The sequence below is a fragment of the Pseudomonas sp. genome, from assembly GCF_049300855.1.
Classification (GTDB): Bacteria; Pseudomonadota; Gammaproteobacteria; order Pseudomonadales; family Pseudomonadaceae; genus Aquipseudomonas.
The window spans coordinates 293,049-305,413 of the sequence record NZ_JBAQKH010000054.1; the positions used below are offsets into that span (position 1 = coordinate 293,049).

10 protein-coding genes and 1 riboswitch are annotated in these 12,365 nt (G+C 60.0%); of the genes, 5 read left to right on the plus strand and 5 right to left on the minus strand.

The annotated features are described in order from the left end of the window. The first annotated feature begins 156 nt into the window (after nucleotides 1–156). From WA225_RS26605 to WA225_RS26615, 3 genes are all read left to right on the plus strand, one after another. Nucleotides 157–1,944, plus strand: a complete 1,788-nt coding sequence (locus WA225_RS26605) for a flavin monoamine oxidase family protein (protein ID WP_422610262.1) — start codon at nucleotides 157–159, stop codon at nucleotides 1,942–1,944. Nucleotides 1,945–2,292: 348 nt separating this feature from the next. Further along, a complete protein-coding gene (locus WA225_RS26610) occupies nucleotides 2,293–2,844 on the plus strand; it encodes a cytochrome b (RefSeq protein ID WP_422610263.1) in 552 nt (183 codons plus the stop codon). 31 nt (nucleotides 2,845–2,875) lie between these two features. Next, nucleotides 2,876–3,454 (plus strand): YceI family protein, encoded by a 579-nt coding sequence (locus WA225_RS26615; protein WP_064116243.1) that lies wholly within the window; start codon nucleotides 2,876–2,878, stop codon nucleotides 3,452–3,454. A 252-nt stretch (nucleotides 3,455–3,706) separates the two neighbouring features. Here WA225_RS26615 and WA225_RS26620 read toward each other — a convergent pair whose 3' ends face one another. The 4 genes from WA225_RS26620 to ahcY all read right to left on the minus strand — a co-directional run bounded on the left by WA225_RS26620 (nucleotide 3,707) and on the right by ahcY (nucleotide 9,182). Then, nucleotides 3,707–5,593, minus strand: coding sequence for a DEAD/DEAH box helicase (locus WA225_RS26620; RefSeq protein ID WP_422610264.1), 1,887 nt, complete (start codon nucleotides 5,591–5,593; stop codon nucleotides 3,707–3,709). Nucleotides 5,594–5,815: 222 nt separating this feature from the next. Continuing rightward, entirely contained in the window at nucleotides 5,816–6,628 is an 813-nt protein-coding gene (locus WA225_RS26625) for a substrate-binding periplasmic protein (RefSeq protein ID WP_422610265.1), read from the minus strand. Nucleotides 6,629–6,753: 125 nt separating this feature from the next. Beyond that, nucleotides 6,754–7,599, minus strand: coding sequence for a methylenetetrahydrofolate reductase [NAD(P)H] (gene metF, locus WA225_RS26630; RefSeq protein WP_095049506.1), 846 nt, complete (start codon nucleotides 7,597–7,599; stop codon nucleotides 6,754–6,756). A 173-nt stretch (nucleotides 7,600–7,772) separates the two neighbouring features. After that, complete coding sequence (ahcY, locus tag WA225_RS26635) at nucleotides 7,773–9,182, minus strand: adenosylhomocysteinase (protein WP_102357732.1); 1,410 nt, start codon at nucleotides 9,180–9,182, stop codon at nucleotides 7,773–7,775. 23 nt (nucleotides 9,183–9,205) lie between these two features. Then, nucleotides 9,206–9,305, minus strand: a riboswitch (S-adenosyl-L-homocysteine riboswitch). 198 nt (nucleotides 9,306–9,503) lie between these two features. On the opposite strand from ahcY, the gene WA225_RS26640 reads away from it, so the two are divergent. Together WA225_RS26640 and WA225_RS26645 are read left to right on the plus strand one after the other, a co-directional pair. Beyond that, nucleotides 9,504–9,911: an acyl-CoA thioesterase gene (locus tag WA225_RS26640; protein ID WP_016984776.1), complete on the plus strand. Its 408-nt coding sequence runs from the start codon at nucleotides 9,504–9,506 to the stop codon at nucleotides 9,909–9,911. 163 nt (nucleotides 9,912–10,074) lie between these two features. Next, the gene (locus tag WA225_RS26645) at nucleotides 10,075–10,962 is read left to right on the plus strand and encodes a formate/nitrite transporter family protein (RefSeq protein ID WP_422610266.1); all 888 of its coding nucleotides are present in this window, start codon (nucleotides 10,075–10,077) and stop codon (nucleotides 10,960–10,962) included. On the opposite strand, the gene WA225_RS26650 is transcribed toward WA225_RS26645, so the two are convergent. Continuing rightward, nucleotides 10,963–12,228 (minus strand): cation:proton antiporter, encoded by a 1,266-nt coding sequence (locus WA225_RS26650; protein ID WP_422610267.1) that lies wholly within the window; start codon nucleotides 12,226–12,228, stop codon nucleotides 10,963–10,965. Nucleotides 12,229–12,365: the final 137 nt, after the last annotated feature.

Sequence of the window (12,365 nt, forward strand, 5' to 3'; positions counted from 1 at the left end):
CGCGCGGGGACAACCCATTGTGTCGATTGAGCTACTTTGTATGAGCCGATAGACGTCGCTGGCGGCGTTTTGATGGCTAACGTATTCTTCGCGGTTCTTTGGGTCGTCTGACCCGCAAAACTGCTTTTTCCTACGTGTATTTCCGGAGTTCGCTGAATGTCTGTCGGTTGGCTGCGCGCCTGTGCGCTGGTGATGTTGGGGCTGTTCAGCGTTACAGCGCTGGCCAAGGATAAAACCGCAATCGTGATCGGCGGTGGCCTGTCGGGCCTGACTGCTGCCTACGAACTGCAAAACAAAGGCTGGCAGGTCACCCTGCTTGAAGCCAAGCCGAGCATGGGCGGTCGCTCCGGCATGGCCACCAGCGAGTGGATCGGCAACGACAAGACGCAGCCGGTGCTGAACAAATACGTGTCGACCTTCAAGTTGGCCACCACGCCGGCCCCGGAATTCGTGCGTACGCCGGGTTATCTGATCGACGGCGAGTATTTCTCCGCTGCCGATCTGGCAACCAAGCAGCCGGCCACCGCCGACGCCTTGAAGCGCTACCAGAAAACCCTCGACGATCTGGCGCGTTCGATCGACGACCCGCAGAACCCGACAGCGACCAGCACCCTGCACGCACTTGACCAGATCACCGTGGCGAGCTGGCTGGACAAGCAGAATCTGCCGGCCACCGCACGTCAGTTGATCAACCAGGATATCCGTACCCACTACGACGAGCCTTCGCGTCTGTCGCTGCTGTACTTCGCTCAGCAGAACCGCGTGTATCGCGGCATCTCCGACCGTGACCTGCGCGCTTCGCGTCTGGTTGGCGGCAGTCAGGTGCTGGCGCAGGCGTTCGTCAAGCAGATCAAAACGATCAAGACCAATTCGCCGGTATCGGCCATCACTCAGGACAAGGACGGCGTGACCGTCAAGGTCGGCGCTGTTGGCTATCAGGCTGACTACGTGGTGTTGGCTGTGCCGCTGCGTGCGCTGAACAAGATTGCTTTGACGCCGGCGCTGGATGCCCAGCACATGGCCGCGATCAAGGGCACCAACTACGGCTGGCGCGACCAGATCATGCTGAAGTTCAAGACGCCAGTGTGGGAAAGCAAGGCGCGTATGTCCGGCGAGATCTACAGCAACGCAGGTCTTGGCATGTTGTGGATCGAACCTGCCCTGAAGGGCGGCGCCAACGTAGTGATCAACCTGTCCGGCGACAATGCCCGTGTGATGCAGGCGTTTGGCGACAAGCAGATGGTCGATCAGGTGCTGATTCGTCTGCACGCGTTTTATCCACAGGCCCGTGGCTCGTTCACCGGTTATGAGATCCGTCGTTACAGCACCGACCCGTCGATGGGCGGCGCTTACCTGGCTTATGGCCCGGGCCAGATCAGCAAGTTCTGGCGTCTGTGGGAACGTCCGCTGCAACGCGTGACGTTCGCCGGCGAACACACCGACACCTTGTACCCGGGCACGCTGGAAGGCGCATTGCGCACCGGTCAGCGTGCGGCCAGTCAGGTTGAAGATCTGGCGGCAGGCAAATCGTTCGAGCCAGCCAAAGTGGTGCCGGCTGCAGCAGCGGCAGGCGCGGCGGGTGCCGTGGCGGCGAAGAAGGGCAACTTCTTCAGCAACCTGTTCGGTGGTTCGGATGACGAGAAGAAGCCAGAGCCTGTGAAAGCGCCAGAGCCGGCTCCTGCTCCGGTCACTCCAGCACCTGCGCCGACCCCTGCGCCAGTTCCGGTGGAAGCGCCGAAGCCTGCGGCACCAGTGAAAGCCGAGCCGGCGAAGAAAGCGGCAGCCAAGCCAGCGGCGAAGAAGCCTGCAGCTAAAACCGAGGCGAAAAAGCCTGCGGCGAAACCGGCAGCGAAAAAGGCTGAACCGGCGAAGAAGCCAGCGGCGAAACCTGCAGCCAAGCCCGCAGCAGCTCCGGCGGCAACGACCGAGACCAAGGCGCAGTAAGGCCTTGCGGTGAATGAAGAAGCGCGGCGTTTATGCCGCGCTTTTTTTTGCCTGTGAGGGCCCCATCGCTGGCAAGCCAGCTCCCACAGGTTTGTGAGGTGAGCGCAGGATTTGTGAACGCCGCCGACCACTGTGGGAGCGGGCTTGCCCGCGATGAAGCCTGGCCAGACAGCGCATCATCAGGATCTTCCACCTAACATCCCGCCATACTTTTCCCTTTAATCTTTCCTTAACACGCCACTTACAGACTCTTGATCGTATTTCTCGATATTTCAAAGCGAAATTTTCCGCTTTAATTCGATAGATAACTCGCTAGTCTTGGTTCGCAGTTCTCACAGGATTTGGGCAATGCAGCTACGTAACTCTTCTTCGCGCTATGGTTGGGTCAGCATCTTCATGCACTGGGGCGTGGCGCTGGTGGTCTTCGGGCTGTTCGCGCTGGGACTGTGGATGGTCGGGCTGGATTACTACAGCAGCTGGCGCAAAGAAGCGCCGGATCTGCACAAGAGTATCGGCCTGGTGTTGCTGGCCTTGATGGTGTTGCGGGTGCTGTGGCGCTTTATCAGCCCACCGCCGCCGACGCTGCAAAGCTACAGCCGCATGACCCGGATCGGCGCTAAATTCGGCCACGGGTTTCTGTATCTGGCGCTGTTCGCTGTGATGCTTGCCGGTTACCTGATTTCCACCGCAGACGGTGTCGGGATTCCGGTGTTTGGCCTGTTTGAAGTTCCTGCACTGGTTTCCGGGCTACCGGATCAGGCAGATACCGCTGGGGTGATTCATCTCTGGCTGGCGTGGGTGCTGGTAATTTTTTCCGGCCTCCATGCGTTGGCAGCATTGAAGCACCACTTTATCGATCGTGATGTGACCCTGACGCGAATGCTCGGTCGCAAAGCCTGAAATTCAACCTCGACTCAAAGGAAAAGAAAGCATGTTGAAAAAGACTCTGGCCGCTCTGGCAATCGGTTCTGCACTGCTCTCGGCTGGTCAGGCCATGGCTGCGGACTACAAAATCGACAAGGAAGGCCAGCACGCCTTCGTTGACTGGAAAATCAGCCACCTGGGTTACAGCTTCATCCACGGTACTTTCAAGGATTTCGACGGTACGTTCTCGTGGGATTCGGCCAAGCCTGAAGCCAGCAAGATCGCTGTCGACGTGAAAACCGCCAGCCTGTGGTCGAACCACGCTGAACGTGACAAGCACATCGCCAGCAAAGACTTCCTCGACGTGGGCAAGTTTGCTGATGCCAAGTTCGTCTCCACCGCTGTTAAGTCGACCGGTGAAAAGACCGCTGACGTGACCGGCGACCTGACCCTGCACGGCGTGACCAAGCCTGTAACCTTCAAGGCCACGTTCAACGGCGAAGGCAAGGATCCATGGGGCGGCGAGCGTGCTGGCTTCAACGCCACCACCACCCTCAACCTGAACGATTTCGGGATCAAGGGCCCAGGTCCTACTTCGCAAACCGCGGATCTGGACATCTCGCTGGAAGGCGTGAAAGTTAAATAACTTTCGTCCTCCACACAAAAACGCCCCCGGTCGAAAGGTCGGGGGCGTTTTTTATTGCCCGCCACACACATCCCCTGTGGGAGCGAGCCTGCTCGCGAAGGCGGCGGGTCAGTCAGCAATGATGTTGGCTGAATGACCGCTTTCGCGAGCAAGCTCGCTCCCACAGTGGGATTGTGGTGATGCGGGGATTCGCCGCAGCAAAAAAATGCCCCGGCTCTTTCGAGGCGGGGCATTTTTCATGGCGGCGTCAACTCAGCGATTGCGGGTCAGCAAGGCTGGTTTTTCGCCACGCGGGCGGCTTGGCAGTTGATCGAGCTGCTCAGGCGTCGGAAAGCGGTCGGCTTTCGACTCCTTGTGCATGATCTTCGGGCCAGTGCTGCGCGGGTTTTGTACGGCTGGCTCGCTGCGTGGCTGATCGTCACGGGCCGGGCGGCGGTTGCGCGAGGACGAGGCGGAGTCATCGCGACGACCCGACTGACCATCACGCGGTGCGCCGTTGCGCGGGCCGCCGCTGCGTTTGGCTGGCGGGGTGCCGGTGCTCGAACCGTTGCTGTTGCGCGGACCGTTCTGGCGACCTTGCGACTGACCGCCGCGTGGTGCGCCCGAACCTGCGCCAGCACCTTGAGCCGGTGCGCCTGGACGACGACCACGGCCGCCAGCCGGAGCCGGCTTCGGCACGTAGTCAACGCGGTTACCGAAGTTATCCACATCGTCGTCGAGGAACTCGTCCGGTGCACGATCAGCCGCCGCGCGTGGCGGTTGGCTCGGGCGCTGTTCGCGGGCCGGAGTGCCTTCGCGCGGCTTCTGTTGACGGGCAGGACGCTCGCCACGTTCACCGGCAGGTTTTTCCTTGCCCTTGTCTTTGCCTTTGTCTTTACGACCGCCGCCACCGCCGCCGCCATTCGGGCCGTCGCCGCGTGGGCCACGTGGGTTGCGCGGGTTACGCACGTCCGGACGCTCGCGCACTTCCGGCTTTTCGGCTTCAATGGTGCTCGAATCGAAGCCCATCAGGTCGCCGTCGGCGATTTTCTGCTTGGTCATGCGTTCGATGCTTTTCAGCAGCTTCTCTTCGTCCGGCGCGACCAGCGAGATCGCCTCGCCCGAACGACCGGCACGGCCAGTACGGCCGATACGGTGCACGTAATCTTCATCGACGTTCGGCAGTTCGAAGTTGACCACGTGTGGCAACTGATCGATGTCCAGACCGCGTGCGGCGATGTCGGTGGCAACCAGAATGCGTACCTGGTTGGCCTTGAAGTCGGCCAGCGCTTTGGTCCGCGCGTTCTGGCTCTTGTTACCGTGGATCGCCACAGCCGGCAGGCCGTGCTTGTCCAGGTACTCGGCCAGACGGTTGGCGCCGTGTTTGGTGCGGGTGAACACCAGCACCTGTTCCCACGCGCCGGCGGTGATCAGGTGCGCCAGCAGCGCACGCTTGTGGCTGGCCGGCAGACGGAATACGCGTTGTTCGATGCGCTCGACCGTGGTATTCGGCGGCGTCACTTCGATGCGTTCCGGGTTGTGCAGCAGCTTGCCGGCAAGATCGGTGATGTCCTTGGAGAACGTCGCCGAGAACAGCAGGTTCTGACGCTTGGACGGCAGGCGCGCGAGAACTTTCTTCACGTCGTGCACGAAACCCATGTCGAGCATGCGGTCGGCTTCGTCGAGGACGAGAATTTCCACGTGGGACAGGTCAACGCTGCCCTGGCCGCACAGATCGAGCAAACGACCCGGGCAGGCAACGAGCACGTCGACGCCACGGGACATGGCTTGAACCTGCGGGTTCATGCCGACGCCGCCGAAGATGCAGGCGCTGACGAATTTCAGGTCACGGGCGTAGATCTTGAAGCTCTCGTGAACCTGGGCCGCGAGTTCGCGGGTCGGGGTCAGGACCAGTACGCGCGGTTGGCGCGGGCCATGACGCTGGGATTTGTCCGGGTGACCGTTGGGGAACAACCGCTCCAGGATCGGAAGGGCGAAACCGCCGGTTTTACCGGTACCTGTCTGTGCCGCAACCATCAGGTCGCGACCTTGCAACACGGCGGGAATGGCCCGCTGTTGCACCGGAGTAGGCTCGGTATAGCCCGCATCTTCGATGGCGCGGACTAAAGCCTCGGAGAGACCGAGGGAAGCAAAGGACATGAGTAATCCTGTTTTAGTTAGGGCTTGGCCCAATGGGAGTCTTGCCTGGCGCGAATCACGTTTAAGAGGACGCAATCCCGTCCGGTCCTGCTGCGGTTCCGAAGGCACGTCTGGAGCGCTCGCGCGGGCTGCAAAGCTGCGCTGTAGCGGGTCGAGAGGCCTGTTACGGTTCCGGGCGTCCGGGCGTGAGCCTGGCGGGAACGCCGGAGTATAACAGAGCAATCACTGCGCGCCGCTTTCCTGCTGCTCAACGGTTTTGCCGCTGGCGGTGGCCGAATCCATCGAAGGACTGCTGGCGGGCGCGGCGCCATAGCGGGCGCTCAACTCTGCATACGCCGGTTCACGCTTGAATCGCTTGAGCTCGGCGCCGAAACGCTGCACCAGCAAATCCATGCCGGCATTGCGTCGAACCGCCAGAAACTGGCTCTGGCGGCTAATGACTGTGGGGTTTTCAGTGATCTGATCGCGAATATTCAATTCATCGAGCAAATGCTGACCGACGCGGCGATCGGTGATCAGCAAGTCGATGCGACCACGCACCAGTTTGCCAAAGTTGGCTTCGTGGGTCGGTGCCGGTTCACGGGTAAACAGGGTCGACTCGCGGAAATCCGGGCTATACAAATAGCCTGGCGAAGTGCCGATGGTCAGGCCTTTGAGCTCTTCGAGTTTACGGAACGGGTGCGGCCGGTCATTGGCGTAGAACATCACGAACTCGACGTCCGACAGCGGTTCGCTCGGGTAAAGCAGGGTGGCGTCGCGCTCTTCGCTGTGAAAAATGTCCAGTGCACCGTCGGCCTGACCGGTCTCGAGCATCGACAGGCAGCGCTTCCATGGCAGGAATTGCCATTCGACTTCAATGCCCAGTCGCTTGAAGACAATGGCTGTGGTTTCGTAGTCGAGCCCGAGGTTCTTGCCGCCTTCTTCATACACGTAAGGCGCCCATGGCTCGGTGACAATACGCAGCTTTTCACCTCGAGCAGCGAAGCTCAGGCAAGCAAAAACCAGCACGGCGAATAACTGCGTGATCAAAGGCATGGCTTGAGATTACGACGAGAAACGCGAAAGAGCCAGAAAGTGCCTGTACAAGCTCTGTTTCGGGCCTTTAAAAGCAAAAGATCGCAGTTGAGGCTGCGATCTTTTGGGTACGGCGTCAGCTGGTTTTAGCGCGGCAACTTCAGGTTATTCCAGATCGCCAGGCTAGGTTCGGCCTGGTTCATGGAATAGAAGTGCAGCCCCGGTGCGCCGCCCTGCAACAGGCGTTCGCACATCTCGCTGACGACTTGCTCGCCAAAGCGCTGAATGCTTTGTGTGTCATCGCCGTAGGCTTCCAGTTGCTTGCGAATCCAGCGCGGGATTTCCGCACCGCAGGCATCGGAGAAGCGCGCGAGTTTGCTGTAGTTGGTGATCGGCATGATCCCCGGGACGATCGGCAGATCGACACCCTGCGCCTGCAAACGGTCGACAAAGTAGAAATAGCTGTCGGCGTTGAAGAAGTACTGGGTGATCGCGCTGTCGGCGCCGGCGCGGGCCTTGCGGATGAAGTTGGCCAAATCGTCTTCGTAGTTGCGTGCTTGCGGATGCATCTCCGGGTAAGCAGCCACTTCGATGTGGAAATGGTCACCGGTTTCTTCACGAATGAATTCCACCAGTTCATTGGCGTGACGCAGCTCACCGCTGGTCATGCCCATGCCGGACGGCAGGTCGCCACGCAGGGCGACGATACGCTTGATGCCGGCAGCCTTGTACTCGTTCAGCAGGCCGCGCAGGTCGTCCTTGCTGTCGCCGACGCACGACAGGTGCGGTGCGGCCGGTACTTTGACTTCGCTTTCCAGTTGCAACACGGTGTTGAGGGTGCGATCACGGGTCGAACCCCCCGCGCCATAGGTGCAGGAGAAGAAATCGGGATTGTACGTTGCCAACTGACGGGCAACGTTGAGCAGCTTTTCATGCCCAGCATCGGTCTTGGTCGGGAAGAACTCGAAGCTGTAGCGACGGTCTTGGGACATGGTCATACCCTTGGAAACAAGAACCTTCGAGGCGCTGCAATCCCATGTGGGAGCGAGCTTGCTCGCGAAGGCAGTGGGTCAGGCAGCATTGTTGCTGAATGATAAACCGCATTCGTCGGATCGCCGCCCGGAGCAAGCTCGCTCCCACAGGGAGAGCGAGCAGCCAGCGCCAATCAGTAGCGGTAAGCGTGCGGCTTGAACGGGCCTTCGACGGTCACGCCGATGTAGTCAGCCTGTTGCTTGGTCAGTTGGGTGACCACGCCGCCGAAGCCGCGAACCATTTCCAGGGCCACTTCTTCGTCGAGTTTCTTCGGCAGTACTTCAACGGTCAGACGCTCGGCTTTCTGGGCTGGCGACAGGTCGGCGTACTTCTGGCCGAACAGGAAGATCTGCGCCAGCACCTGGTTGGCGAACGAACCGTCCATGATGCGGCTTGGGTGGCCAGTGGCGTTACCCAGGTTAACCAGACGGCCTTCGGCCAGCAGGATCAGGTAGTCGTCGTTCTGCGCGTCGAATGCGCCAGGACCGGTACGGTGGATCTTGTGTACCTGTGGCTTCACTTCTTCCCATGCCCAGTTCTTGCGCATGAAAGCGGTGTCGATTTCGTTGTCGAAGTGACCGATGTTGCAGACAACAGCACGCTTCTTCAGAGCTTTGAGCATGTTCGCGTCGCAAACATTGACGTTACCGGTGGTGGTCACGATCAGGTCGATCTTGCCCAGCAGCGCTTTGTCGATGCTCGCTTCGGAACCGTCGTTGATACCGTCGATGAACGGCGAAACCAGTTCGAAACCGTCCATGCACGCTTGCATGGCGCAGATCGGGTCAACTTCGGAAACCTTAACGATCATGCCTTCCTGACGCAGGGACTGAGCCGAGCCCTTGCCCACGTCACCGTAACCGATGACCAGCGCTTGCTTGCCGGACAGCAGGTGGTCAGTACCGCGCTTGATCGCATCGTTCAGGCTGTGACGGCAGCCGTACTTGTTGTCGTTCTTGGACTTGGTCACCGAATCGTTGACGTTGATGGCCGGGATGCGCAGTTCGCCCTTGGCCAGCATGTCCAGCAGACGGTGTACGCCGGTGGTGGTTTCTTCGGTCACGCCGTGAACGCGATCCAGTACTTGTGGGTACTTGTCGTGCAGCAACTGAGTCAGGTCGCCGCCGTCGTCGAGGATCATGTTGGCGTCCCATGGCGCGCCATCCTTCAGGATGGTTTGTTCCAGGCACCACTCGTACTCTTCTTCAGTTTCGCCTTTCCAGGCGAAAACCGGGATGCCGGCAGCAGCGATAGCGGCAGCAGCCTGATCCTGAGTCGAGAAAATGTTGCACGACGACCAGCGTACTTCGGCACCCAGGGCAACCAGGGTTTCGATCAGCACGGCGGTCTGAATGGTCATGTGGATACAGCCGAGGATCTTGGCGCCTTTCAACGGCTGTTCGCCGGAGTACTTGCGACGCAGACCCATCAGGGCCGGCATTTCCGATTCGGCGATGATGGTTTCGCGACGGCCCCAGGCAGCCAGGGACATGTCGGCAACTTTGTAATCGTTAAAATCTGCAGGCGTGATAACAGCGCTCATGAAGAGCCTCCATTCGTAATGTATGCGAATGGGCGCCGTTGTGCGTTTAGTGTCCAGCCTGAGGCCGGTCAACGCCCCATCCGAGCCTGACAGGTTGAACCTGCTGCAGCGCCCCTCGGACAGGTGGCGGGAAAACGGTAGCAAGTGAACGTTACCGTTTTGAAACGGGGGCGATTATAGCCGTCTAGACTGATCTTCCAAAGGGTTTCTGTCGGCCAGATGAAGATCGTTAATGACGACCATAGTCGAAGCTGCATGGAGCATGACCGCTCAGTCTGCCAAGATACCGCCCATCGTTCGGCAAGACACTCAGGAGTGAAGATGAATTTCCACACCCGCAAATGGGTAAAACCCGAAGACCTCAACCCCAACGGCACCCTGTTCGGCGGCAGCCTGCTGCGCTGGATCGACGAGGAAGCGGCGATTTACGCCATCGTGCAGCTGGGCAATCAGCGCGTGGTGACCAAGTACATTTCCGAGATCAACTTCGTCAGCGCCTCGCGCCAGGGCGACATCATCGAACTGGGCATCACCGCCACCGAGTTCGGCCGCACCTCGATCACCCTGACCTGCGAAGTGCGCAACAAGATCACCCGCAAGAGCATTCTCACCGTTGAGAAGATGGTTTTCGTGAACCTCGGTGAAGACGGTTTGCCGGCACCGCACGGGCGCACTGAAATCAAATATGTGAAAGATCAGTTCCAGGAAGATGAATTGGTCACCAAGTGACATCGGCGGCGCTTTCTTCGCTCCCACAAGGATCACGCTGTACCTGTGGGAGCGAGCTTGCTCGCGAAAGCGGTTGCCCTGTCACCGAAGATTGATCTGGCCACTGAACAGCCATGAACCGCAGGGGTCGTAGGTAAACACCACCCCCCACGGTTCCCACGCCATGACGACCCCCACCGACGGCAAGACCCCCGACCTCTCGGCCAAAGAGCAGCACGAAGTCGAGAAAAGCCAGCCGCCCCGCGCGGCCGTTCTGCATGAAATCATCCGCAGCCAAGGCGATCAGGAACTGGAGCGCAGCATCGCCGCGCTCTGGTGGTCGGCGCTGGCGGCCGGGCTGACCATGGGCCTGTCGCTGATGGGCATGGGCCTGCTCAACTCGCGCCTGCCCGACGGTGACGAATTCAAAGTGATCGCCAGTTTCGGTTACTGCGCAGGTTTTCTCGCGGTGATCCTCGCCCGTCAGCAACTGTTCACCGAAAACACCCTGACGGCCGTGCTGCCGGTCATGAGCAAACCGACCCTGCAAAACTTCGGGCGGCTGATCCGCCTGTGGACAGTGGTGCTGGTCGGCAACCTGTGCGGCACGATTCTGGTCGCGTACGTGATGCTCGAACTGCCGATCTTCGACAGCAAGACCGACGTTGCCTTCCTCGAAATTGGCCGCAAGGTCATGGAAAACCATGCCAGCCAGATGTTCGCCAAGGGCATCGTTTCCGGCTGGATGATCGCCACCATGGTCTGGATGATCCCGTCCATGGAGAGCGCGAAGATGTGGATCATCATCCTCATCACCTACCTGATGGCGCTCGGCGATTTCACCCACATTGTGGTGGGGTCGGCGGAGGTGTCATATCTGGTGTTTGCCGGCGAGCTGCCGTGGAGTGATTTCTGGATGGTCTTCGCAGGGCCGACATTGGCGGGGAACATCATTGGCGGCAGCTTTATCTTTGCGCTGATCAGTCATGCGCAGATCCGCAGCGAGAGCGGGGCGCCGAAGGAAGCGGCGGATCAGGCCGAGAAGCCTGATCCGCGAGAGATCAAAAAATGATCAGTGATGCGCGGGTTCGCTGGTGGTCACGGGCTCGTTGCGAGTCGCGTACTTGACCAGTTTGCCGATGGTCAGTCCCTGCAACAGGATCGAGGACAGCACCACGATGTAAGTGATGCTCAGCAGCAGATCGCGCTCCGGGCCCAGCGGCAGGGCCAGCGCCAGTGCCACCGAAACACCGCCGCGCAAACCGCCCCAGGTCAAAATCCGGATGGTGCCGGCCGGCACCGTGCGCCAGCGGCGCAGCAGGACAATCGCCGGGGCCACGGTGAGCAGGCGCGAGAGCAGAATCGCCACCGCCAACAAACCTGCCGCGGCCATGTGCAGCCAGTTGAATGGCAGCAGCAACAGCTCCATGCCGATCAGCGCGAACAGCAACGCGTTGAGCATGTCATCGAGCAATTCCCAGAAACCATCGAGGTAGCGGCGAGTCATGTCATTCATCGCCAGATTGCGCCCGACGTTGCCGATGATCAGACCGGCGACCACCATCGCAATCGGCGCTGAAACGTGAATCTCGGTGGCCATCGCCGAACCGCCGATGACCAGCGCCAGCGTCAGCATCACGGTGATCTGATGCTGCTCGATGCTCTTGATCATCCGATAGACCAGATAGCCGATCAGCCCGCCGAACAGCACACCGCCAATCGCTTCGTGCACGAACAACATCGCGGTGGCGCTGACGGTCGGGGTTTCGCCGAGTTGGGCGATGCCCAGCAACACGGTGAACACCACTACAGCGGTGCCGTCGTTGAACAGCGACTCACCGACGATGGTGGTTTTCAGCGGTTTCGAGGCGTTGGCGGTACGCAACACGCCGAGCACCGCGATCGGGTCGGTCGGCGAAATCAACGCGCCGAACAGCAGGCAATACAAGAAGCTCACGTGCCAGCCGAACAGGGCAAAAATGTAATAGGCGAGGCTGCCGATGACCGTGGTGGCAATCAATACGCCGAAGGTCGCCAACAGGCCGATGGGCCAGCGGTAGCTGCGCAGGTCATTGAGGTTGACGTGCAGGGCGCCGGCAAACAGCAGGAATGACAGCATCCAGTTCATCAGCAGATCGCCAAAGTCGATCTGGCCGATCAGTTGCTGCACGCGCTCTTCGAGACCGGGGTAGCCGAGCACGCTCAGGCCTTGCAGGATCAGCGAGAACAGCAGCGCGGTAACCATCACGCCGATGGTCGGCGGCAGGCCGATGAAGCGGAAGTTGACGAAGGTCAGGAGGGTGGTGAGGCAGATGAAAGCGGCGACAAGTTCAAGCATCCGGGGTCCTTTGGATGAGGGGTGAAAGATAGCGCACCGAATCTTTGGTGCAGGGATTGGATGGGCTGAGTCAGGATCGGGACACAGTTGATGGTGTGATGAGATCAAGAGCCCCCTCACCCCAGCCCTCTCCCTTA

What these genes read in the sequence shown, in the direction of transcription:
- WA225_RS26605 (WP_422610262.1), top strand. Translation starts at nt 157, where the DNA reads ATGTCTGTCGGTTGGCTGCGCGCCTGTGCGCTGGTGATGTTGGGGCTG.
- WA225_RS26610 (WP_422610263.1), top strand. Translation starts at nt 2,293, where the DNA reads ATGCAGCTACGTAACTCTTCTTCGCGCTATGGTTGGGTCAGCATCTTC.
- WA225_RS26615 (WP_064116243.1), top strand. Translation starts at nt 2,876, where the DNA reads ATGTTGAAAAAGACTCTGGCCGCTCTGGCAATCGGTTCTGCACTGCTC.
- WA225_RS26620 (WP_422610264.1), bottom strand. Translation starts at nt 5,593, where the DNA reads ATGTCCTTTGCTTCCCTCGGTCTCTCCGAGGCTTTAGTCCGCGCCATC.
- WA225_RS26625 (WP_422610265.1), bottom strand. Translation starts at nt 6,628, where the DNA reads ATGCCTTTGATCACGCAGTTATTCGCCGTGCTGGTTTTTGCTTGCCTG.
- metF (WP_095049506.1), bottom strand. Translation starts at nt 7,599, where the DNA reads ATGTCCCAAGACCGTCGCTACAGCTTCGAGTTCTTCCCGACCAAGACC.
- ahcY (WP_102357732.1), bottom strand. Translation starts at nt 9,182, where the DNA reads ATGAGCGCTGTTATCACGCCTGCAGATTTTAACGATTACAAAGTTGCC.
- WA225_RS26640 (WP_016984776.1), top strand. Translation starts at nt 9,504, where the DNA reads ATGAATTTCCACACCCGCAAATGGGTAAAACCCGAAGACCTCAACCCC.
- WA225_RS26645 (WP_422610266.1), top strand. Translation starts at nt 10,075, where the DNA reads ATGACGACCCCCACCGACGGCAAGACCCCCGACCTCTCGGCCAAAGAG.
- WA225_RS26650 (WP_422610267.1), bottom strand. Translation starts at nt 12,228, where the DNA reads ATGCTTGAACTTGTCGCCGCTTTCATCTGCCTCACCACCCTCCTGACC.